This window comes from Streptomyces sp. NBC_01476 (genome assembly GCF_036227265.1).
In the GTDB taxonomy this organism is placed as follows: domain Bacteria; phylum Actinomycetota; class Actinomycetes; order Streptomycetales; family Streptomycetaceae; genus Actinacidiphila.
Genome location: NZ_CP109446.1, coordinates 3,896,871 through 3,919,920 on the forward strand (window position 1 = coordinate 3,896,871; position 23,050 = coordinate 3,919,920).

16 protein-coding genes are annotated in these 23,050 nt (G+C 73.2%); 4 read left to right on the forward strand and 12 right to left on the reverse strand.

The genetic code is table 11. From position 1 onward, the window contains the following. Positions 1-7: 7 nt before the first annotated feature. Complete coding sequence (locus OG552_RS16955; protein ID WP_329133790.1) at positions 8-853, reverse strand: fumarylacetoacetate hydrolase family protein; 846 nt, start codon at positions 851-853, stop codon at positions 8-10. A 203-nt stretch (positions 854-1,056) separates the two neighbouring features. On the opposite strand from OG552_RS16955, the gene OG552_RS16960 reads away from it, so the two are divergent. Beyond that, complete coding sequence (locus OG552_RS16960) at positions 1,057-2,532, forward strand: aldehyde dehydrogenase family protein (RefSeq protein ID WP_329133792.1); 1,476 nt, start codon at positions 1,057-1,059, stop codon at positions 2,530-2,532. A 112-nt stretch (positions 2,533-2,644) separates the two neighbouring features. On the opposite strand, the gene OG552_RS16965 is transcribed toward OG552_RS16960, so the two are convergent. Then, on the reverse strand, positions 2,645-5,551 hold the full coding sequence (locus OG552_RS16965; RefSeq protein WP_443070949.1) for an FAD-binding and (Fe-S)-binding domain-containing protein: 2,907 nt from the start codon (positions 5,549-5,551) through the stop codon (positions 2,645-2,647). A 457-nt stretch (positions 5,552-6,008) separates the two neighbouring features. On the opposite strand from OG552_RS16965, the gene OG552_RS16970 reads away from it, so the two are divergent. Further along, complete coding sequence (locus OG552_RS16970) at positions 6,009-6,860, forward strand: D-alanyl-D-alanine carboxypeptidase family protein (protein ID WP_329140878.1); 852 nt, start codon at positions 6,009-6,011, stop codon at positions 6,858-6,860. Between the two features lie 61 nt (positions 6,861-6,921). On the opposite strand, the gene OG552_RS16975 is transcribed toward OG552_RS16970, so the two are convergent. Further along, entirely contained in the window at positions 6,922-9,348 is a 2,427-nt protein-coding gene (locus OG552_RS16975; protein WP_329140879.1) for an FUSC family protein, read from the reverse strand. Between the two features lie 204 nt (positions 9,349-9,552). Here OG552_RS16975 and OG552_RS16980 point away from each other — a divergent pair, with 204 nt between their 5' ends. Continuing rightward, a complete protein-coding gene (locus OG552_RS16980; RefSeq protein ID WP_329133796.1) occupies positions 9,553-10,023 on the forward strand; it encodes a MarR family winged helix-turn-helix transcriptional regulator in 471 nt (156 codons plus the stop codon). A 93-nt stretch (positions 10,024-10,116) separates the two neighbouring features. Here the strand turns inward: OG552_RS16980 and OG552_RS16985 are convergent, their stop codons facing one another. From OG552_RS16985 to OG552_RS17025, 9 genes are all read right to left on the reverse strand, one after another. Beyond that, on the reverse strand, positions 10,117-10,599 hold the full coding sequence (locus tag OG552_RS16985) for an Ig-like domain-containing protein (RefSeq protein WP_329133798.1): 483 nt from the start codon (positions 10,597-10,599) through the stop codon (positions 10,117-10,119). A gap of 267 nt (positions 10,600-10,866) precedes the next feature. Next, positions 10,867-11,322, reverse strand: a complete 456-nt coding sequence (locus tag OG552_RS16990) for a universal stress protein (protein WP_329133800.1) — start codon at positions 11,320-11,322, stop codon at positions 10,867-10,869. An 18-nt stretch (positions 11,323-11,340) separates the two neighbouring features. Next, on the reverse strand, positions 11,341-13,005 hold the full coding sequence (locus OG552_RS16995; RefSeq protein WP_329133801.1) for an MDR family MFS transporter: 1,665 nt from the start codon (positions 13,003-13,005) through the stop codon (positions 11,341-11,343). A gap of 76 nt (positions 13,006-13,081) precedes the next feature. Next, positions 13,082-17,053 (reverse strand): bifunctional nitrate reductase/sulfite reductase flavoprotein subunit alpha, encoded by a 3,972-nt coding sequence (locus OG552_RS17000; protein WP_329133803.1) that lies wholly within the window; start codon positions 17,051-17,053, stop codon positions 13,082-13,084. A gap of 87 nt (positions 17,054-17,140) precedes the next feature. After that, on the reverse strand, positions 17,141-17,920 hold the full coding sequence (locus tag OG552_RS17005; protein ID WP_329133804.1) for a class I SAM-dependent methyltransferase: 780 nt from the start codon (positions 17,918-17,920) through the stop codon (positions 17,141-17,143). Between the two features lie 197 nt (positions 17,921-18,117). After that, positions 18,118-18,753 (reverse strand): response regulator transcription factor, encoded by a 636-nt coding sequence (locus OG552_RS17010; RefSeq protein WP_329133806.1) that lies wholly within the window; start codon positions 18,751-18,753, stop codon positions 18,118-18,120. Further along, positions 18,753-20,063, reverse strand: coding sequence for a sensor histidine kinase (locus OG552_RS17015; protein WP_329133808.1), 1,311 nt, complete (start codon positions 20,061-20,063; stop codon positions 18,753-18,755). The genes OG552_RS17010 and OG552_RS17015 overlap by 1 nt, the downstream gene beginning before the upstream one ends. Next, positions 20,021-20,878 carry an ABC transporter permease gene (locus OG552_RS17020; RefSeq protein ID WP_329133810.1) on the reverse strand — a complete coding sequence of 286 codons (858 nt, stop codon included), beginning with the start codon at positions 20,876-20,878 and terminating at the stop codon, positions 20,021-20,023. Before OG552_RS17020 ends, OG552_RS17015 begins: the two co-directional genes overlap by 43 nt. Further along, complete coding sequence (locus OG552_RS17025) at positions 20,878-21,729, reverse strand: ABC transporter ATP-binding protein (RefSeq protein WP_329133812.1); 852 nt, start codon at positions 21,727-21,729, stop codon at positions 20,878-20,880. The genes OG552_RS17020 and OG552_RS17025 overlap by 1 nt, the downstream gene beginning before the upstream one ends. 226 nt (positions 21,730-21,955) lie before the next feature. Between OG552_RS17025 and OG552_RS17030 the strand changes: the two genes are divergently transcribed. Then, a complete protein-coding gene (locus OG552_RS17030) occupies positions 21,956-22,933 on the forward strand; it encodes an aminoglycoside phosphotransferase family protein (protein ID WP_329133814.1) in 978 nt (325 codons plus the stop codon). Positions 22,934-23,050: the final 117 nt, after the last annotated feature.

Here is a 23,050-nt window from a genome sequence, read left to right on the forward strand (position 1 = left end):
AGCCCGGTCAGGCCGACACCGGATTGCCGAGCACCCCGATGCCGGCGATCCGGCACTCCGCGGTGTCGCCGTCCCTGATCACCGCGGCGCCCGGGGTGCCCGAGGAGATGATGTCGCCGGGGTACAGCGGCATCACCTTGCTGTGGAAGCTGATCAGGAACTCCGGGCTGAAGATCATGCCGGCCACGGAGTTGCTCCGCACCACCTCACCGTTGCGGACCGTGGCGACCTCGACCGCGTCGAGCGAACCGAAGCGCGCCAGTACCTCTCCGATCGGGGTGATGCCGGGGCCGAAGGAGAAGAAGCCCGGGAAGTTCTTGGCCCGGGTGAGGAACCGCGGGTTGCGCTGCAGGATGTCCTCGGCCGTCTGGTCGAGCACCGGGCAGACGCCCCAGAGCCGGGAGAGCGCCTCCGCCTGGCTCACATCGCGGGTGTACGGCCCCATCACCAGGCCGAGTTCGGCCTCCGCGGTGACCCGCTCGCTCTGCGCGGGCAGCGGAATCGGGTCACCGGGGCCGATCACCGTGTGGTCCGCCTTGATGAAGGACGCCGGTTCGTCCGGGTAGCCGGCGGTCAGATCGTCGGCGTGGTCACGGTAGTTGAGCCCGATCCCCCAGATCTTGTGCGGGGTGCGGTAGGGCGCGGTGAAGGTGTGCCCCTCGACCGGTTCGAAGCGTCCGGCGGGAGTCGCGGCGACCCGCTCGGTGAATTGCCGCGGCGGCACCGAGGCGATGACGTCCAGCGCCCCGCCCGCGACCGGCTCGGCGAGATCGCGGAGCCGTACCAGTCCCCGCGGCGGATCGACGGCGACCGCGATCTCCTGGCCGTCCTCCCGGATGGTGGCCAACTGCATCGGTGGAACCCCCTGTTGCCGGGCGCGGGCGGTCCGTCCGACAGCCTCGCGACGATCACTATACGCCATACCAGATATCAACTATACGAGATACGATACTGCGTGAGCCACTGCCTCTCCCGCCTGCCCATCCCGGCGTCAGACCGCCGGAGGCAGCACCCGCCCGCGCGAGAGCAACGTCCTCGTTGAGAGAGAGACCGCCGATGACCGCAGACGTTCCGACCTCGATCCCCGGCAGCACCGCGCTGCTCCATCACCGCATCGGTGACCGCCTCCTGGGAGAACCGGAGGAGGAACGTCGCAATCCCGCCCACCCGGACGAGGTGGTGGCCGCGACCCCCCGCGGCGACGCCACGACGGTCGACCAGGCGGTGGAGGCGGCGCTGGCCGCCCAGCCCGGCTGGGCCGCCCTGCCCGCACCGGCCCGGGGCGCGATCCTGCTGCGGGCCGGCGGCATCCTGTCCGCCCGCCGCGACCAGGTCACCACCGACCTGGTCCGCGAGGAGGGCAAGACCTGGGCGGAGGCGTACGGCGAAGTCGGCCGCGCGATCGAGATCCTGCAGTTCTACGGCGGCGAAGGGCGCCGCGGCCGGGGCGAGTTGATCCCCTCGGGCACCCCGCACACCATGGCCTACACCCGCCGCGAACCACTGGGCGCGGTCGGCATCATCACCCCGTGGAACTTCCCGATCGCCATCCCGGCCTGGAAGACCTCCCCGGCACTGATCTCCGGCAACACGGTGGTGCTCAAACCGGCCGGCCTCACCCCGCTGTGCGCCTGGCACCTCGCCGCCGCGCTGGCCGACGCGGGGCTGCCGCCCGGCGTGCTCAACCTCGTCTACGGGCCCGGCGGTACGGTCGGCGAGACCATCGCCGGCCACCCGGGCCTGGCCGCGGTCTCCTTCACCGGCTCCAACGAGGTGGGCCGCCGGATAGAGCGCCAGGTCCAGGAGCGCGGCGCCCGCGTCCTGCTGGAGATGGGCGGCAAGAACCCGCTGGTGGTGCTGGACGACGCCGACCCGGTGCTCGCCGCCAGGATCGCCGCCGACAGCGGCTTCGGCGTCACCGGACAGGCGTGCACCGCCACCAGCCGGGTGATCTGCACCCCGGGGGTCCACGACCGCTTCGTGGCCGAACTCGCCGCGCAGGCCGCCCGTTACCGCCCCGGCGACGGCCTGGACCGCGGCACCCTGATGGGCCCGGTGGTCAGCGGCTCCCAGATGCGCTCCGACCTGCGGTGGATCGAGACCGCAACCGAGGAGGGGGCGCAGGCGGTGGTGGCGGGCGAACAGTCGGGCGACGCGGGCCAGTTCCTCGACCCCACCGTGCTCATCGGCGTGAAGCCGTCGCACCGGATCGCCCAGGAGGAGGTCTTCGGCCCGGTCGTCGGCGTGCTCGCGGCCGACAACCCGGACCACGCGGTGGACATCGCCAACGACATCCCGTTCGGCCTCTCGGCGGGCATCGTCACCAACGACATGCGCGAGGCCCACCGCTTCATCGACCGCGTCCAGGCAGGCATCGTCAAGGTCAACCGCCCCACCAGCGGCGTCGACCCGAATGTGCCCTTCGGCGGGGTCAAGGAGTCCTCCACCAACACCTACCGCGAACAGGGCGCGGCGGCCACCGACTTCTACACCTGGACGAAGTCGGTGTACCTGGGCTTCGACCACTCCTGACCGGCCGCCCCCGGCGGTTCCGCCCCGTCCGGCCGGAAGACCTCAGCGGTCCGGCCGAACGGGGCGCAGATTATTACGACGTGGCGTTACGCCCCCGCTTTACGACCTCGCGTCACGCCTCCGCGCCGGCGTCCGGCAGGCGGGCCGCGAGGAGCTGGGCGAGGTGGGTGCCCGGGATGTCGGCGAGCTGGTCGAGCTGGGTGCGGCAGGAGAAGCCGTCAGCCAGCACCACCGCGCCCGGGGCGGCGCCGCGCACCGCGGGCAGCAGCGCGTTCTCCGCGACGGCCACCGAGACCTCGTAATGTCCCTTCTCCACACCGAAGTTGCCGGCCAGCCCGCAGCAGCCGCCGACCGCCGCGACCTCGGCCCCGCCGTCCCGCAGCAGCGCCGCGTCCGCGTCCCAGCCGAGCACCGCGTGCTGGTGGCAGTGCGGCTGGGCGACACCGTGCACGCCGGTGAGGTCGGGCGGGGTCCAGCCGGGGGTGGCGGTGAGGAGTTCGGCGAGGGTACGGGTCGAGGTGGCCGCCAGAACCGCGCGGGGATCGTCCGGCAGGAGTGCGGTGAGCTCATCGCGGAGCACCGCGGTGCAGGAGGGCTCCAGGCCGACGACCGGCCAGCCCGCCTGAAGTGCGGGCGCCAGGGCGTCGAGGGTCTGCCGCAACCTGGCCTTGGCGCCGTCGAGTTGGCCGGTGGAGATCCAGGTCAGCCCGCAGCACACCTCGCGCCCGGTGACCCGCACGTCGTAGCCGGCGTGCTCCAGGACCCGTACCGCGGCCTGTCCGACCTCGGGCGAGAAGTGGTCGGTGAAGGTGTCCACCCACAGCAGCACCGGCGGCCGGTCCGTGCCGCCGGCGGCGCGGTGCCCCGCGAACCACTGCCGGAAGGTCCTGGTGGCGAACCTCGGCAGCGGCCGGCGCGCGTCGATCCCGCCGCCGCGCTTGGCCAGCGCGGCCAGCGGTCCGATCCCCAGCACCGCGTTGACCAGCCGGGGCGCCCGTGCGGCGAGCCGGGCCCAGCGCGGCAGCAGGCCCAGCGCGTAGTGCGACGGCGGCCGCAGCCGCCCGCGGTACCGCTGGTGCAGCGCCTCGGCCTTGTAGGTGGCCATGTCCACCCCGGCCGGGCAGTCGGCGGCGCAGCCCTTGCAGGACAGGCACAGATCCAGTGACTCGGCGATCTCCGGCGAGCCCCAACCGCCGCTGACCAGCGTGCCGTTGGCCAGCTCCTGGAGCACCCGGGCCCGGCCGCGGGTGGAGTCCTTCTCGTCCCGGGTGGCAAGGAACGACGGGCACATCACCGCGTCGGTGCCCGTGCCGTCGGCGCGGCACTTGCCGACGCCCACACAGCGGTGGACGGCCGTGCCGAAGTCCCCCCGGTCGTGCGGGTAGGCGAAGGCGAGCGGTCCCAGCGTGGCCTTGGCGGCGGGCAGCCGGAGGTCGGCGTCCACCGGCCGGGGCCGGACGATCACACCCGGGTTGAGTACGTCGCCGGGGTCGAAGGCGTGCTTGACCGCGGCCAGCGTCTCCAGCGCCTGCGCGGAGTACATGTGGTGGAGCAGCCCGCCGCGGGCCCGCCCGTCGCCGTGCTCGCCGGACATCGAACCGCCGTGCCGCCCGGCGAGCGCGGCGGCCGCCTCCAGGAAGTCCCGGAAGCGGGCCGGTTCGCCGGCCAGCGGGAAGTCGATCCGCACATGCAGACAACCGTCCCCGAAGTGCCCGTACATCAGCCCGTCGAGGTGGAACTCACGCATGAGCGCGGTGAGTTCGCGCATGTAGTCCCCCAGCCGCTCCGGCGGCACCGCGGAGTCCTCCCAGCCGGGCCAGGCCGGCTCCCCGGCCGGGGTGCGGCCGCCGAGGCCGGCGCCGTCCTCCCGGATCCGCCACAGTGCCCCGGCCGCGGCGCCGGTGACCACGGCGGAGTCCAGGCAGCCGCCGTCGGCGGCCAGCGCGTGCGCCGCGGCGACGGCCTCGGCCTGGCTCTGCCCGGTGGTCTCGGCGAACACCCAGCCGTCACCGCGCGGCAGCACGGCGGGCACCGCGGCCTGGCCGCGCCGCTCGCGCACCACGTCCACCAGCCGGGCGCTCATGCCCTCCAGCGCGACCGGCCGGTGCGGCAGCAGCGCGGGTACGGCGTCCGCCGCGGCGGACATGTCCGGGTAGCCGAGCACCGCCATCGCGGTGTACCGGGGCGCCTCCACCAGCCGTACCGTCGCCTGGAGCAGCAGGGCGAGGGTGCCTTCGGTGCCGACCAGGAACTTCGCCAGGTCGGCGCCGTTCTCCGGCAGCAGGTGTTCCAGGGAGTAGCCGGACACCTGGCGGGTGAAGCGGCCGAACTCGGTGCGGATCAGGGCGAGCCGGCCGCGTACCAACGCGTCCAGCCCGGCGAGCAGTTCGCGTTCAGGTCCAGCTGCGTCCGTGCTCAGCCGGCCCGCGGTGAAGCGCACTCCGCCGCCGGTGACCACGTCCAGCGCGACGGTGTTGTCGGCGCTGCGCCCGTAGGCCAACGCCCGTGCCCCGCACGCGTTGTTGCCCAGCGAACCGCCGATGGTGGCCCGCGCGTGCGTGGACGGGTCGGGCCCGAAGCGCAGCCCGTAGGGAGCCGCCGCCGCGGTGATCTCGTCCAGGACGGCGCCCGGCTGGACGACGGCGGTACGTGCGCCGGGGTCGATCTCCAGCACCTTGTTCATGTGCCGGGAGAAGTCCAGGACCACGCCAGGACCGACGGCGTTCCCGGCGATGGAGGTCCCGGCGCCCCGGGCGGTCAGCGGTACGCCCTCGCGCCGGCACACCTCCAGGGTGGCCAGCACCTCGTCGGCGTCCCGGGGGAAGACCACGGCCCGGGGCACCACCCGGTAGTTCGACGCGTCGGACCCGTACTCGGCCCGCCGCCGGACCCCGGCCTCCACCTCCCGGACCCCTGCTCGCCGCAGCCCCCCGACCAGCGCCTCTTCCACCCTGCCAGCCGCCACGGACACCCTCCGGTTCTGCCGCCGAGCAACGTCACGCAATACAGCAGACACCATATCTCATGTACGAAGAAGGGCGGCTGACCGCCCGCCGGGTCCGCGACACACCCGCCAGCACCCGCCAGCACCCGCCGGCACCTGCCGGACCAACCGGCACCCGGTCCGGCAGGACGAACCCGGACCCGCCGGGTTGACGGGGCCGGGGATGGGGAGCGCCGGCCCCGTCACATCTCCGGCAGCCTAAGCGCGGCCGGGCGGACGGGCCGTGGCAACGCGGCCTGTCACCGGCACTTCGCCGCCTGCGGTGACCCGCCCGGCGGGCGCGGCCCGGCGCGCTCCGGCACGGCGGGCACGGGTCGCCGCCGACGACGCGCGGAAATTTTCAGGTTTCGGTACATCCCATCGGCGTCCGGGGTGTCTCATCATCAGACGGTCCCTACGCCGGACCCGCCGCAGACAAGCAGGGGGAGATCCTTTGAGAATCGATGTGACCAGAGTGCGCCGGACCGCCGCGGTGACGGTGACCGCCGGAGCGCTCCTGGCGGTCGGGGGGTTCGCCCTCCCCGCGCAGGCCGCCACGCTCGCCACGCCCACGATCGTGGCCAAGGGCGGATACGTGATGAACAACGCCACCGGGACGAGCCTGTACACGAAGGCCGCGGACACCCGGCGGTCGACCGGCTCGACCACCAAGATCATGACGGCCCGGGTGGTGCTGGCGAACAAGCACCTGAACCTGAACGCGAAAGTCACCGTCCAGAAGGCGTACAGCGACTACATCGTCGCCAAGGGCGCCTCCTCGGCGCACCTGATCGTCGGCGACAAGCCCACCGTGCGGCAGTTGCTCTACGCCCTGATGCTGCCCTCGGGCTGCGACGCGGCCTACGCGCTGGCCGACAAGTTCGGCTCCGGCTCCACCCGCGCCGCCCGGGTGAAGTCCTTCATCGGCTCGATGAACCGCAGCGCCGCCGCGATGGGCCTGAAGAACACCCACTTCGACTCCTTCGACGGAATAGGGAACGGGTCGAACTACTCCACTCCCCGCGACCTGACGAAGCTCGCCTCCAGCGCCATGAAGTTCTCCACCTTCCGCGCCCTGGTCGGCACCAAGTCCACCAAGCAGAAGGTCACCACCAAGTCCGGCGGCTACCGCTACATGTCCTGGACCAACACCAATACGCTGCTGGGCACTTACTCCGGCACCATCGGCGTCAAGACCGGCTCCGGCCCCTCGGCCGGCTACTGCCTGGTCTTCGCCGCCACCCGCGGCAAGAAGACCGTCATCGGCACCGTCCTCGCCTCCTCGTCGGTCACCGTCCGGGTGAGCGACGCGAAGAAACTGATGGACTACGCGTTCAAGAAGTGACCCGCGCCGCGACCGGCGGGGCCGCCACCGTGCGGTGGCGGCCCCGCCGGTCGCGGGGGCCTCAAGGGCGCTGCCGGGCCCGGCCGGACGGGTGGTCGGCCCGGTCGGCCGGGTGGCCGGCCGGTGCGCCGCCGGTGCCTTCGGGTACCGGGCCCGCCCCCCGCAGCGAGGCGCCGCTGCCGGTGACGACGCGCGAGCCGGTGGCGGTCCCGCGGGCGGGGCGGTCGACGACCGGGGTCTCCACCGCCAGTTCGTGGAGGAGCTGGCGCAGCCGCAGCAGGGGGCGGGTGACCGGGGGGAGGACCGTGCCGGGCTCCGGGAGGTGGCCGAGCAGCGCCGCGTCGGCGGCGCGCAGCGCCCGGTCCACCTCGGGCGCCGGCCGGCTCTTCGGGGCCGGGGCCAGCGCGAGCGCGGTGGCCGCGTCGGCGAGCGCGCGGCCGGCCGCCGCCAAGTGGGGCACCGGATCCAGGCCGGGGGCCCGGTGCGGGCCGAGCGCGAGGGCGCGGATCTGCCGGGTGACCGCCGCGTAGAGGGTGAGGCGGTGGCGGACCGTCCGCGGGTCGTTGCCCCAGACCAGCGGCCGGGTCAACGGCCGGGCGACCAGGGCGAGTTGCTGCAGCCGGTGGTCCACCACCCGGATCTGGGCGTCCAGATCGGGCGCGTCCTTCGCCCCGTCCAGCCACACCGCGCTGGACCGCAGCAGTTCACCGAGCGCCGTGTAGTAGCCGCTCCGTGCGCTGTTGACGGTGTCCCGGGTGCTCGTCGGCAGCACCAGCAGCGCCACCCCGATGCCGATCGCCGCCCCGATCGCGGTCTCTTCGAGCCGCAGCATCAGCAACGACGCGGAGAACTCGTGCAGTTCGCTGTACAGCTGCGACACCATGATCGTGATGAAGAAGATCATCGCCGCGTAGGAGACGCTCACCAGGTAGAACCCGCAGGTCATACTGACCACGATGACCGCGAGGATCCAGTACGTGTGCCCGGCGGTCACGTGCGCCAGACCGATCCCTGCGCCGAGTCCGACCAGCGTGCCGACCACCCGGTTGGTCGCCTTGATGAACGTCTCGGAGCGCGTCGCCGTACCGCTGAACGCGATGAACGTGGCCAGCACCGCCCAGTAGTAGCGCGCCTCGGACAGTTCCCGGCCGGCCAGGATCGCCAGCGTGCCGGCCACCGCCACCTGGATCGCCTGGCGGGTCGGCAGCATCAGTCTGCCGACCGGATTCCAGCGGCTGCGGGCGGCGACCGAGCCACCCGCGACCACGGCCGCCGACCCGGGCAGCGCGCCCATCATCAGCATCACGGCAGGCGCGAACGCCTCCTCGCCGTCCTGGCTGTTGTCCGGAGTGCCGGCCTGCCGCGCCAGCACGGTGAACTCCCATACGGCGGTGGCCAGATGGTGCGCCAGGCAGTCGATGTCCCGCACCCCGGCGCCGGCCCGCGCGGTGCGCTCGGTGGCGGCCTTGGTGAGCGAGGTGACATCCGCGGTGCCGTCCTTCGCAAGCGACGCCCACTCCGCGTCGAGATCGGACCGGTCGCCCTCCCCCGCCAGCAGCGCCCGCGCCTCCCGCTCGGCGGCTGCGTAGTCACTGCCCGCCAGGTGTCCGGCGATGCGGGCCGCTTCCTGCTGGTACCGCGCGTCCGTGCCCGCCATGCCCTCCACCGCGATGGCCATCGCGTCGATGGCCAGATGCGCGTCGAGCGCCCGCCGCCGTACCGTCGCCGCGGAGAGCCCGGCCGGCAGCGCGCCCGGGTCCGCGGACCAGCCCTCTATCACCAACGCGGCCTCGGCGAGCCGCAGTTGCCGCGAGTGCAGCCGGCGCCGCAGCCGGACCTGACGCCGTACGTCGTGCGCGTCGGCTGCCAGCAGGTCGGCGCAGACCCGGGCCACCGAGCGAGCGCGGGCGTCGAAGGCCCGCCGTACCCGGGCCAGGGTGCGCTGCGGGTTGGTGCGCAGCACCGTCGTGGAGAGCAGCAGCACCCACACCACGGCCAGGCAGACCGCGCCCATCAGCGTGGGGACCTGGCCGATCTTCGCGTTGAGGAACGCGGCGAAGAAGTACCCCATCCAGATCATGAAGCCGTAGAAGAAGAACGGCATCCCGAACCGGCGGATGAAGACCGCCACGAACATCACCACGACGAACATCGCGAGCATCGTGTCGGTGTGTCCTGCCACCGCGACGCCGACCAGCATCCCGGAGCCGATGGCCACCGGGAAGCAGACGGCCAGCTTGGCCTTGGCCCACGCCTTCTCGGCGCCGCCCAGCGCCATCGATCCCATCATGGCCATGACCGTGCCGAGCATCATCGCGATCATGGTGCCCTGGGCGCCGCCGTGGGTGAGCTTCCCGTAGCCGTACTCCAGACCCAGGGCGCTGGCCATCGCCAGTCCGGCGGACAGCGCACTGCGCAGCCGCTGCAGTCCCGGGTCGGAACCTACGACCCGGTCCCAGGTCTCGGATATCCAGCCGGTTGCCGCCATGGCCACCCAATGCCTTTCCTCGGTCGTCCCGGGGCACCGGCCGGCGCCCCACGGGATAATCGCCGGTATGATGCCGATATTAACATGCACCTGCATCATTAGAATGCGGGGGCGCCCCGGCGGCGCGGGGCACATACGTTCGGGACGTCCGCGCGGCGGGCGTCGGCACAACGGCAGGGCGGGCAGGCAGGCATGGGAGCGGGCGTGAACGGCGAACACCGGGCGCTTGACGTGATCGAGTACCAGTCGGCGGTCCTGGTACGGAACTTCGAGCTGCTCCACCGGCGCACCGATGTCCACGACGAGCTGGACCGGGCGGAGTATCTGCTGCTGCGCATCCTCGCCGCGTGCGGCCCGCAGGACATCAACTCACTGGCCGCCCTCCTCGGGCTCGACCCCTCCACGGCCGGCCGCCAGGTCACCTCGCTGCGCAAGCTGGGCCTCGTCGCCAAGTCCCCCGCCGAGGAGGACCGCAGGCGCAGCATCATCACCCCCACCGAGGAGGGCCTCCACCTGATGGAAGAGGTCCGCACCCGCCGCGCCCGCAACCACGCCGACCTCCTGGAGGGCTGGTCCGAGGAGGACCTCCGGACGCTGGCGACGATGTTCACCAAGTACAACCGGGCGGTCGCCGCGAAGTTCCTCACCGATGCCCCGGCCCCCGCCCCGGCCTGACCCCGGGGCGGCTGCCCGACCGGCCGTCGCGGACGCGCGGGGACGCGGGCGGCCGGGCGGGTGCACGTGTCAGCGGATGCGTCAGCGCACGTGTCAGCGGATCACGGTCACGTTGTTGATGTCACCGACGGTGAAGCCGATCAGGCTGCCGCATACGAGCAGGCAGAAGCTGGTGGGCGGAGTGGGCGGCGTCGGCGCCGACGACACCGTGACCGTCGTCTCGCTGTTGGACGCGCTGCAGTTGTCGTTGCCGTTGTACGCGGCAGTGATGAGGTGAGAGCCGGCAGTGGTGAACGTCGTCGCGTATGTGGCGGACCCGCCGGCGGTGACGGGCACCGTGGTCAGGAGGTCCGGACCGTCGAAGAAGGTCACGCCGAGCCCGCCGCTGGGGTCGGCCGAGCAGGTCACCGTCGCATTGAGGGTCACCTGCTCGCCGACGGTGGCCGCCGCGGGGACCGCCTGCACGGTCGTGGTCGACGGGACCGCCGCCGCCGCGGGCGAGGCGAAGGCCACCACCGAGGCCAGTGCCGCGATGACGACGATCTTCCAGGACTGCTGCTTCTGCCGAGGTTTCACGGATTCGACTCCCTGTTCGGCCGTTGCGGCGCGATTCGCCGCAGCTGATCCGGGAGCGAAACCCTACGGGGCGATGTCCTTGATGTCGGAAATAAGACGATCCTATGGACGTGGGCGGCCAGAAAACCGTCCGAATGGTCGACGCCCCGCCCCGGCACCGGGGACCGTGACCCCGACGGCCCCCCGGGACCGGCCGCCCGGAAGCCCCAGCGGCCCCGGCGGCCCGGGTGTCGGCGGGCCTGGCCCGCGGGCGCCCTCGCGGCGCCCTTACGGCACCACGATCACTGGCCACTTGCCGGATTTGACCAGGCGGACGCCGGCGGAGCCGAAGAGGCGGTGGCGCAGCGTGCGGGACGTGCCGATGACGACGGAGTCCGCGCGGAGTTCGTCCGCGGTCTGCGTGAGGCCGGCCACCACGTCAGGCGCCCGCAGGACATGGAACTCCCAGCGGAGCGAATCCGCTTCCCCGGTGCAGGCGAGGCCGTCGGCGACACGGCGGCGGAGCTGCTCGGCGATCAGCAGGTCGCTCTCGGCGAGCATCCAGGCCACGCCCGCCATGATCGCCGCGGAGTGGAGCGGGAGGACGTAGACGAGGACGAGGAGGGCGTCCTGGCGGCGGGCCAGGCCGACGGCGAAGGCGGTGGCCCGCCAGGAGGAGTCGGAGCCGTCGACGCCGGCCACGATGACGCGACCGCCGTCGGCGGCTTTCCGGTCGGAACCCACGGTCGTACGACGGCCGGCCTAGGAGGCCGGTTCGTCGGCCACCGTGGCCGGCTTCTCCGCGAAGGCCGCCGCCATGGTCCGCAGCGGCACCTCCTTGATCAGGCAGGACAGCACGAAGGCGACCACCAGAACACCCGCGCCGACCAGGAAGGCCACATCGATCGCATCAGTGAAGCCCACCTTGAAGGGGTGACCGAGCACAGGTTCGATGTGCTTGAGGAACGACGTGTCGTTGAGGGTGCCGGTGCCGCCGGACGACGCCGAGGTGAGGATCTTCAGCTGGTCCGGATGGGCCTTGGCCGCCGCGTCAAAGGCCGCCTGGCCGCGCGCGTCGGCGAAGGCCGAGCCGATCCGGTCGCCGACCACCGAGTAGACGATGGAGAGGAAGACGGCCACGCCCAGCGTGCCGCCCATCTGCCGGAAGAAGGTGGTCGACGAGGTGGCGACGCCGATGTCCTGCGGCGGGACCGCGTTCTGCATCGCCAGCACGATGGTCTGCATGTTGAGGCCGAGCCCGGCGCCGACCACGAACATCGCGAGGTCGACGTAGACCAGGCCGCTGTCCGCGCTCAGCCGCCAGAGCATCAGCATGCCCACCACCAGCAGCGCGCTGCCGATGATCGGGAAGATCTTGTAGCGGCCGGTCCTGGAGGTGATCTGGCCGGACACCATCGAGAGCAGCATGATGCCGAGCACCAGCGGCAGGGTCAGCAGACCCGCCTTCGTCGGGGAGTTGCCCTTCACCAGCTGCAGATAGAGCGGCAGCAGCGTGATGCCGCCGAACATGCCGATACCGATGATCGCGGACTGGGCGGAGCCGAGCGCGAAGACACCGTTGCGGAAGAGCCGCATCGGGAGCAACGCCTCGTCACCGGCCCGGCGTTCGGCGAAGAGGAAGGCCACGATGCCTATCGCGCCGACGATGTAGCAGGCGAAGGCGGTCGCGCTGCCCCAGCCCCACTCCCGGCCCTGCTCGGCGATGATCAGCAACGGCACCAGCGCGACGATCAGCGCGACGGCACCCGGGTAGTCGACCTTGTGCCGGCGCGGGTCGTGCTTGACGTGCAGCACCCTGCCGACCACGACCAGGGCCAGGACGCCGATCGGCACGTTGAGCAGGAAGATCCAGCGCCAGCCGTCGATGCCCAGCAGCTGGTCCTGCCCGGCGAGCGCGCCGCCGACGACCGGTCCGAGCACGCTGGAGGTGCCGAAGACGGCCATGAAGTAGCCCTGGTACTTCGCCCGTTCACGCGGCGGGATGATGTCGCCGACGATCGCGAAGGCGAGCGAGAACAGACCGCCGGCGCCGATGCCCTGGAACGCGCGGAACGCGGCCAGCATGTACATCGACGTCGACAGCATGCACAGCGCCGAGCCGACGATGAAGACCGCGATCGCGAAGAGGAAGAACGGCTTGCGGCCGTACTGGTCGGAGAGCTTCCCGTACAGCGGGGTGGCGATGGTCGAGGTGATCAGGAAGGCGGTGGTCACCCACGCCTGCGCGGTCAGCCCGTTGAGGCTCTCGCCGATCTTGTAGATGGCCGTCGAGACGACGGTCTGGTCCAGGGCGGCCAGGAACATGCCCAGCAGCAGCCCGGACAGGATGATCATGATCTGACGGTGCGAATACGCCGACGGAGGTGCTGCGGTGCCGGTCGACGAGGCATCTGCTTCGGCGCTCATTGTCGGGTCGTCCTCCCGGATCTTTGCTTGCCCTGGGCAACATTACTGCTCAGGAGGCGGGAGTGGCAGCCGCGGGTCAGTAGACATCGCGGAGGTAGCGCCCGTCCGCGGCCAGTTGCCTGACGTATCCGCTCGCGCGCTCCTGATCCAGACCACCGTGGGTGACAGCGATGTCACGCAGCGCCCGGTCGACGTCCTTGGCCATCCGGGAGGCGTCGCCGCAGACATAGAAGTGGGCGCCGTCCTGGAGCCAGGACCACAGCCGGGGGCCGTGCTCGCGCATACGGTCCTGGACGTAGGTCTTGGCGCGCTGGTCACGCGAGAAGGCGGTGTCCAGCCGGGTCAGGGTGCCGTCGGCCCGCAGCGCGGCCAGTTCGTGCTCGTAGTAGAAGTCGGTGGCGCGGTGCTGCTCACCGAAGAAGAGCCAGTTCGGGGCGGTGTGGCCACGCGCGCGGCGGTCCTGGAGGAAACCGAGGAAGGGGGCGACGCCGGTGCCGGGTCCGACCATCACCGCCGGTACGGCCGGGTCCGCGGGCGGCCGGAAGTGCGCGGCGCGCTGCAGGTGCACGGTGACCGGGGTGCCCACGGCGGCGTCGGCCAGGAAGGACGAGCAGACGCCGCCGCGGGACCGGCCGCGCAGGCTCTCGTAGCGGACCACCGAGACGGTCAGCGACACCCGGTGCGGGTCGGTGAGCGGGCTGGAGCAGATCGAGTAGAGCCGGGGCCGCAGCGGGCCGAGCAGCCGGGCCCACTCCTCGGCGCCGGCCCGTACCGGGAACTCGGCCAGTACGTCGGCCGCCTGCCGTCCCCAGGACCAGCGCGCCAACTCGGTTCTGTTGTCCGGGCGCAGGAGATTGCGCAGGGTACGGTCACCGGTCCGGTCGGCGACGAACCGCAGGAGAGCCGGGCTGAGGCGGCTGATGTCGAGGTGGCCGAGCAGGGCCTCGTGCAGCGGCATCCGGGTGCCCGCGACGGTGACCTCCGCGGCGCCGTCCAGACCGGTGGCCGTCAGCCACTCGGCCACCAGGGCGGGGGAGTTGACCGGGCGGACGCCCAGGGCGTCGCCCGCCGCGTAGGCCGGCGGCGCCCCGGCGGCCCGGGTGTCGAAGGTGAACCGGCGGACCTCCTTGCCGGCGCCGGGCAGGCTGAGCAGGCGGTTGCCGACGAGATGGGCGGTGAAGGGGGCGGGCTTGACGGGCGCGGGCTGGGCGGGCGCGGACCGCGCGGAGGCGGCTGCGGCGGCCACGGGCGCGGGCTTCACCGAGGCGGCTGCGGCGGCTCTACGGGAGGGGGCCGGCCGCACAGCCGAGGCCGGGGCGGCCAGGGCGCCCGCGCGCGGCCCCGCCAGTGCCCCGCGGACCCGCTCCAGCCACGCCTCCGCCGGCCCCTCGTACTCCGGTTCGCAGTCGGTCCGCGGGGCGAGCCGCACCCCGCCGAGTTCGCTCAGCCGCTCGTCCAGCCGGCGGCCGTGACCGCAGAAGTCGCCGTAGGAGGAGTCCCCGAGGGCGAGCACGGCGTACCGCACCCCGTCCAGCCGGGGCGCGTCCGGGGCGCGGAGGGCGTCCCAGAAGACGGCGCCGTTGTCGGGGGCGTCCCCGTCGCCGAAGGTGCTGGTGATCAGCAACAGGTCGGCGCCGGAGGCGAGTTCGTCCGGGCCCGCGGTGTCCATGCCGGCCAGGGCCGCCGGGTGGCCGCCCTCGGTGAGCCGGGCGGCGGCCACCGCGGCGAACCCCTCGGCGTTTCCGGTCTGCGAGGCCCACAGCACCACGACGGGACGGCCGCCGGACGGCACCGGCACCGAGGGCACCGGCACGGGAGCCGGAACCGGCACCACCGCCCGCGTGACCTCGGCAACCCGGCCCGCCACCTTCGTCAACGCCACCGCGCACAGCTTGAATTCGGGCTGGAAGGAGATCGGGTCCACCGCGTCGTTCGTGACCGCGTTGACGCTCAGGTCCGCGCCGAAGAGGTCGTTCCAGTGGAAGGGCGCGAAGCAGCACCCCGGCTGTACGCGGTCGGTGACCACCACCGGCAGCACCGCCCGGCCGCGCCGGGACGCCACCGCCAGCCGGTCGCCGTCCACCACCCCCAACTCCCTTGCGTCCTGCGGGTTCACCTCCACGAAGGGCCCCGGGTTGAGCTTGTTCAGGCGCCCGACCTTCCCGGTCTTGGTCAGCGTGTGCCACTGGTGCTGCACCCGCCCGGTGCTGAGCGCGTACGGGAAGCCGTCGTCCGGCAGCTCGGCCGGCGGCACGTGCGGCCTGGGGTAGAACACCGCCCGGCCGCTCGCGGTGGGGAAGCGCGGGGCGCCCCCTGCCACGTACCGGATCGGATTGCGGTCGGGACCGGCCGGATCGGCGGCCGGCCACTGCACGGGGGTGCCGCGCAGCCGCTCGTAGGTGATGCCGCGCAGATCCCAGCCGGTGACCGGGTTCCAGGCCCGCTTCAGCTCCTCGAAGATCTCCTCGGGACCGCTGTAGGTGAAGCCGTCCGCGTAGCCCATCGCGCACGCCACCTCGGCGATCAGCCGCCAGTCCGGCAGCGCCTCGCCCGGGGCGTCGGCGGCCTGCCGGGCGAGGGTCAGGCCGCGTTCGCTGTTGACCAGGACGCCGTCGGTCTCGGCCCACATCGCCGCGGGGAGCACGATGTCGGCGTACGCGTTGGTCTCGGTGTCGGCGAACACGTCCTGGGTGATGACGAGTTCGGCCGCCTCAAGGCCCTCGACGACGGCCGTGCGGTTGGCCACCGAGGCGACCGGGTTGGTGCAGATGATCCAGCACGCCTTGATCCGGCCGGCGGCCATCGCGCCGAACATCTCGACGGTGCCCTGGCCGGAGCCGTCCGCGCGGATCGTGCCGGGCGGCAGCCGCCACAGCTCCTCGGTGAACGCCCGGTCGGCGTCGGCGAGTACGGACCGCTGGCCGGGCAGCCCCGGGCCCATGTAGCCCATTTCCCGGCCGCCCATCGCGTTGGGCTGCCCGGTGAGCGAGAACGGTCCGCTCCCCGGGCGGCAGATGGCCCCGGTTGCCAGATGGAGGTTGATCAGCGCGTTGGTGTTCCAGGTGCCGTGGGTGGACTGGTTCAGGCCCATCGTCCAGCAACTGGTCCACGCGCCGGCCTCGCCGATCAGCCATGCTGCGGCCCGCAGTTGCTCCTCGGGTATCCCGGTGATCCCGGCGACCACGGCGGGCGGGTAGTCGGCGAGGAAGCCGGGCATCGCCGCCCAGCCCTCGGTGTGCTCCGCGATGAACTCCTGGTCGGTGTGGCCGTTGGCGTGGATCAGGTGCAACAGGCCGTTGAGCAGGGCGAGATCGGTGCCCGGCCGCAGACGCAGGAAGAGGTCGGCCCGGTCGGCGGTGGCGGTGCGCCGCGGGTCCACCACGATCAGCTTGGCGCCCGCCCTGACCCGGTCCATCATCCGCAGGAAGAGGACCGGGTGGCAGTCGGCCATGTTGGCGCCGATGACCAGGAAGACATCCGCCCGGTCCAGGTCCTCGTACGACCCGGGCGGGCCGTCCGCGCCCAGCGACAGCTTGTAGCCGCTGCCCGCACTGGCCATGCACAGCCGGGAGTTGGACTCGATCCGGTTGGTCCGGACGAAGCCCTTGGCGAGCTTGTTGGCGAGGTACTGCGCCTCCAGGGTCATCTGGCCCGAGACGTAGAACGCGACCGCGTCCGGGCCGTGTTCTTCGATGACCGCGCGCAGCCGCCGCCCGGTCTCGGCGACGGCGTCCGCGACCGGTACGGGTTCCTGCTCGGCGCCGCGGGCGGGCCGGATCAGGGCGTGCCCCAGGCGGCCGGGGGCGGCGAGCATGTCGGCGGTGGTGGCGCCCTTGGTGCAGAGCCGGCCGGCGTTCGCCGGGTGCTCCTTGTCACCGCTCACCGCGAGCACGCGGCGGCGGCCGTCCGGGCCCGCGCCGACCTCAAGCACCATGCCGCAGCCGACACCGCAGTACGAGCAGACCGTCCGCACCCGGCTGGTCGTGGTGGTCACACGCGGCCCCTTCGTGTCCCCGGTCACTGGGGACCGACGGTACGAAGGGACCATTACGCGCTGGTCACACCGGCCGGGCGGCGGGGGTTACACCCTCTGCACACCGGCGGGGGCGGCGGTGTGAGCCCGGGCCGCGGCGGGTCAGCCGGGCAGCGAGCGGAGCAGCACCAGCGAGCCCTCGTAGGACGGCAGCGCCCGCAAGTCCCCGTACCGCTCGTCCCAGGCGCCGCTGTCCAGGTCGGTCCGCAGTTCGGCGGCGAACCGGATCCTGGCGGTCTCGTCCACGAAGCTCCACGCGGAGCACGCCTGCCGGGCCCCCGGGTCGAGCAGCAGCTCGGGACGGGCGAAGTACGCCTCGTTGAAGCCGTCGGTGCAGTCGGCGGGGATCGGTACGGGTGTGACGGTGGTGTGTCCGCCCAGCGCCGCGGTGAGTTCGGCGATCGCGGGGTAGCGGCGGGCCTCGGTGTCCAGCACCTCGGGCGCGTAGGCGTAAAGCCAGAAGTCCCGTACCAGGTCCGGGTCGCAGGTCAGCACCAGAACGGGGCCGCGGGCCACCCGGCGCATCTCGCGCAGGCCCGCAGCGGCGTCACTCCACTGGTGGACGCTGAACGTGGTCATCGCGGCGTCGAACGCGCCGTCGGGGAAGGGAAGTCGCTCGGCCACCGCGTCAATTGCGGCCGGCCGCCCGGTGGGCCGCTGCGCGCGCATCGCCGCGGACGGCTCCACCGGGGTCACCTCGCGCGCCGCCGACTCGTAGGACCCGGCCCCCGCCCCGACGTTGACCACCGTCCGGGCGTCTCCCAGCGCCTCCTCGATCACCGCGGCGATCCGCGCGTCGGGCCGCCGGTAGCCGGCGTACCCCGCTCCCACGACCCCGTAGTCCACGTCCCCCGCGCTGCCGTCCACCCGTGTCTCCCGCATAACGGCCAATCTAGGCCCGGTCCCGCAGCACCTGCCAGGTCGCCGGCCGGCCGCAGGACGCCGAACGCCGGTTCGCCGGACGCGGTTCGCCGGACGCCGGTTCGCCGGGCGGCACCACCGCACCGCCGCACCACCGCACCACCGCACCACCGCACCACCGCACCACCGCACCGCCGCACCGCCGCACCGCCGCCGGCTCACAGCAATCCGTGCCGCATCGCGCTGGTCACCGCGGCCGTACGGTCAGCCACCCCCAGCTTGCCGAAGGCACGCAGCAGATGCGTCTTCACGGTGGACTCGCCGATGAACAGCCGGCGCCCGATCTCCGCGTTGGTGCACCCCTCCGCCACCAGCCGCAGCACCGCGGTCTCCCGGTCCGAGAGCCGGGGCACCTCCGGCCGGCTCCGCAGCCGGTCCACCAGGCGGGTCGCGATGGACGGCGCGAGCACCGTCTCACCGCGGGCGGCGGCCCTGATCGCGCCGGCGAGTTCGGCGAGGGCCACGTCCTTCAGCAGATAGCCGGCCGCGCCGGCCTCCACCGCCCGCAGGATGTCCCCGTCGGTCTCGTACGTGGTCAGCACGATGATCCGGCAGGGCAGCCCGGCGGCGGTCATCCGCTCGATCGACTCGACCCCGCCGCCGCCCGGCATCCGCAGGTCCATCAGCACGATGTCCGGCGTCAGCGCCGCGCTCAGCGCCTCCGCCTGCGGGCCGCTCGCCGCCTCCCCGACCACCTCCAGGTCCGGCTCCGCCCCCAGCATCGCGGCGAGCCCCTGCCGGACCACGGGGTGGTCGTCGGCGAGCAGGATCCGGATGGTGCCGGCCGGCGGCATCACAGGCCGCCCCCGGTACGGGCGCCGGGGCGGGCCGGCCGCGGATCTCCCGCGCGCTCCACCGGCAGCGTCACCCGTACCGTCGTCCCCTGCCCCGGCACGCTCTCCACCTCCGCGGCACCTCCCAACTCCGCTGCCCGGGCCCGCAGTCCGGGCAGTCCGTAGCCCGCCGCCGCACCGCCCGGCTCGAAACCGCGGCCCTCGTCCCGCACCGCGAGCACCAGCGCCCCTTCCTCGTAATAAAGCCGGAGGTCCACCGGCGCCCCCGGTCCCGCGTGGCGGCGGGCGTTGGCGAGCGCCTCCTGGCAGGTGCGCAGCGCCACCACCTCCAGCGCCGCGGGCAGCCCCCGTACCGTCCCGGTGACCGCCACCCGCGCGGCGGCCCCGGTCTGCTCCGCGTGCCGGGCGGCCAGCCGCCGCACCGCGTCCGGCAGCGAGCCGCCGGCCAGATCGGCGGGGGCGCCGCCGGCCACCAGGGCGCGGGCCTCGGCGAGGTTCTCCCGCGCGGTGCGCGCCATCAGCTCCAGGTGGCGGTGGGCCTGTCCGGGATCACGGTCGACCTGTGATTCCACCGCCTGGACCAGCATCAGCAGGCTGGTGAAGCCCTGCGCGAGGGTGTCGTGGATCTCCCGGGAGAACCGCTCCCGCTCGGCGAGCGCCCCGCGCTCCGCGGAGAGCCGGGCGACCTCCTCCCGGCTGGCCCGCAACTCGGCCAGCAGCGCGGCCCGTTCGGCGCTCTGCTCGATGATCCGGATGATCCAGCTGCCGAGCACCATGGAGAACGCCAGCGTCACCACCGCGAAGACCGAGTTGTAGTAGAGGTCGTGGGCATCCGGCCGCCACACCAGTGCCCAGCCCGCGACCGGTGCGATGTTGATGACGGCGACGGCGGTCAGCGCGCCCGGCATCCGCAGCAGCATGAAGCACTGCGGAACGAGCGCGAAGGTCGCCAGCCGGGTCTCGCCGACCAGCACCGCGGGCGGCAGGAAGAGCACCACCAGACCGGCGACGTAGCCGATCACCGCCCGGTCGGCAGCCCGGTCGGCGGGCCGGTCGGCGACCAGCAGCGGCCGGCCCACCCGGACGTACCACGGCACCAGCAGCCCGAAGAGCGCCGCCGCCACCGCCCGGACGTGCGGGCCGGGGCTCTCCGCGGCGAGTGCGAAGAGCACGGTCGCCACCCACACCACCGCGAAGTAGCAGTCCCAGGAGAGGAATCCGCGCTCCCAGACATGCGGGTCGGCCGGCTCGCCGGCGGCGGCGACCGTCACCCGTCGCTCCGGTTCTTCCAGCGGAAGGTCAGCAGGCACAGCACCAATCCTCCGACGCACCAGGCCCCCAGCACCAGGGCGGCCCGCCCGTACTCCCAGCTCCCGGCCGGCTCCAGCGCTGCCGCCGCCTGCGGCAGGAACACCCCGCGCAGCCCCTGGCACATCCACTTCAGCGGGAAGAACGACCCGACGGTCAGCATCCAGTTCGGCACGGTGTCGATGAGGATGTACACCCCGGAGATGAACTGCAGCACCAGGAACGGCAGGACGACCACCGAGGTTGCGCTGCGGGACGACTTGGGCACGCTGCTGATGGCGATGCCCAGCAGCGCGCAGCCGGTGATACCGAGCACGAAGATCCAGCCGAAGGTGAGCCAGCCCGACACGTCCGCCGGCAGGTCGAGGCCGTAGACGGCGGTGCCGAAGACCAGCAGCAGCGCGGTCTCCAGCACCCCGGTGACCAGCACCAGCCAGATCTTGCCCAGGAAGTACGCGGCCGGCGGCATCGGGGTGCCGCGCAGCCTGCGCAGCATCTTCTCGTCGCGTTCCACGGCGATCGAGATGCCCAGCGACTGGAAGCTGGTCGACATGATGCCGGCCGCGATCATCGAGGCCACGTAGTACTGCGACGCGGTGGCACCGGTCCCCGCCATGTCGTCGCCGAAGATCGAGGCGAAGAGGAAGAGGAAGACGATCGGGAAGGCGAAGGTGAAGACGACCTGCTCGCGCCGGCGGAAGAAGAGCCTGACCTCCAAGGCCCCCCGCAGCAGGCCGAGTCGCCAGGCGCCGGGGAGCCGCGGGGCGGCGGCGCCGGTCTGCCGCGCGACGGCCGCGGCGCTGTCGGTGGTGGTCATCACGGGTTCTCCTGTCCGATGAGCCGCAGGTAGACGTCCTCAAGGGTGGGGCGGGTGATCCGCAGGTCCGGGATCTCCCCGGCGAAGCGGCGGCTCAGCTCGGCGACCGCCTCGGTGGGGGTGCCGGTCTCCCGCGTCCGCGCGGTGCCGTCCGGCTCTGTCCAGTGCACGGTGGCCCGGGCTCCGGACCGGCCGGCCAGGGTGGCCGCCTCGCCGAGGGCGCGGACCCTGCCGCCGGCGATCACCGCGAGGCGGTCGGTGAGGGCCTCGGCCTCTTCCAGGTAGTGCGTGGTGAGCACGATCGTCGTGCCCTCGGCGGCCAGTTCGCGGATCAGACCCCAGAACTGGCGCCGCGCCGCCGGGTCGAAGCCGGTCGTGGGCTCGTCGAGCAGCAGCAGTTCGGGGCGGCCGATCACCCCCAACGCCACGTCCAGGCGCCGTCGTTGCCCGCCGGACAGGGCCTTCGTCCGGCTGCCCGCCTTCGCTTCGAGGCCCACCAGCGCGATCACCTCGTCCGGGTCGCGGGGCCGCGGGTAGTAGCGCGCGAAGTGCCGTACGGTCTCGGCGACCGTCGACTCCGTCGCCGTGGACTCGTCCTGCCAGACGATCCCGATCCTCGCCTGCCAGTGGCGTCCGGCGCGGCCGGGGTCCTCCCCCAGCACGGTGATCTCACCGCCGTCCCGGTCCCGGTACCCCTGCAGGATCTCCACCGTCGTGCTCTTGCCGGCCCCGTTGGGCCCGAGGATCCCGAACACCTCCCCGCGCCGGATGTCCAGATCCACCCCGTCCACCGCGGTGACCTCGCCGTACCGCTTGCGAAGCCCCCGTACCCGCACCGCGTATTCCGTCATACGTCCACTCTGGCGGCCGGCCGGGGTCCACCGGATCGACCGGCCGGGTGCACCGCTGTCCACCGGACGGTGGACAGCGCACCGCCCGCGGAGGCGCTACGGACGGCGGGGCGCGCGCCGGCCGGCGGTCGGAACCGGGCAGCGCGGCGGCGGAAAACCGGTGGCCCCGGGGCCGGCAGGCACGTTGCAATGGACACCCCTTTCACTCGGCTCCCGGGAGTATCACGTGACCGCCACCGCACCGACCGGGCCCGTCACCGCCGGACCCGATCTCGTACGGCGCCTGCTGGCGGCGCAGTTCCCGCACTGGGCCGGGCTTCCGGTGGTGGCGGTCGGGACGCCGGGGGTGGACAACATCACCTACCGGCTGGGCGACGCCATGTCGGTGCGGCTGCCGCGCTTCGCCCGCTGGGAGGGGCAGGTGCCCCGGGAGCAGGAGTGGCTGCCCCGGCTGGGACCGCTGCTGCCGCTCGCCGTGCCCGTCCCGCTGGCGCAGGGTGAGCCGGGGGAGGGCTACCCCTTCGTCTGGTCGGTCTACCGCTGGCTCGACGGCGACCGTGCCGACCTCGGCGAGCTCACCGACCCCCGGCAGACCGGTGTGGAACTCGCCCGTTTCCTGCGCGCCCTGCAGTCCGTCGACCCGGCCGGCGGCCCGGCCCCCGGCTGGAGCAACGGCTTCCGCGGCTGCGACCTCGCCGACGAGCGGGACTCCCCGGTGGTGGCGGGCCGGATGCGCGAGCGGATCGCCGCTCTGGAGGGGCTGACGGACACCGACGCGCTCGCCGCCGTCTGGGCGGACGCGCTGGCCGCGCCCGTCTGGGACCGGGCTCCGGTGTGGGTGCACGGTGACCCGGCGCCGGGCAATCTGCTCGCCTCCGGCGGGCGCCTGAGCGCCGTCATCGACTTCGGCACCCTCGCGGTCGGTGACCCGGCGGTGGACCTCATCGCCGCCTGGACCTTCCTGGACGGCGAGGCCCGCGGCGCCTTCCGCGCCGAACTCGCGGTGGACGGCGCCACCTGGGCCCGTGGCCGCGCCTGGGGTCTGTCCGGCATCCTGCCCCGCCCGGCCGAACTCGGCCCGGACGCCGACCCGGAGCACGCCGCCCGCGTCCGCCGGCGCCTGGCCGACCTCGTCGCCGACACGGCGGCCGACCGCGCACACGCCCCCCGGACCATGGGCCAGACCAGGGCGTTCGGCAGCTGAAACGCCGAACGGGCCGCCGGCAGGGGGGAAGGCCGGCGGCCCGCGATGGGGCAGGTGTCAGTCGGGCAGCGGTCAGCCGTCGCACGGTTCCGCAAAGCTTCGGAGCGATCGGACCGA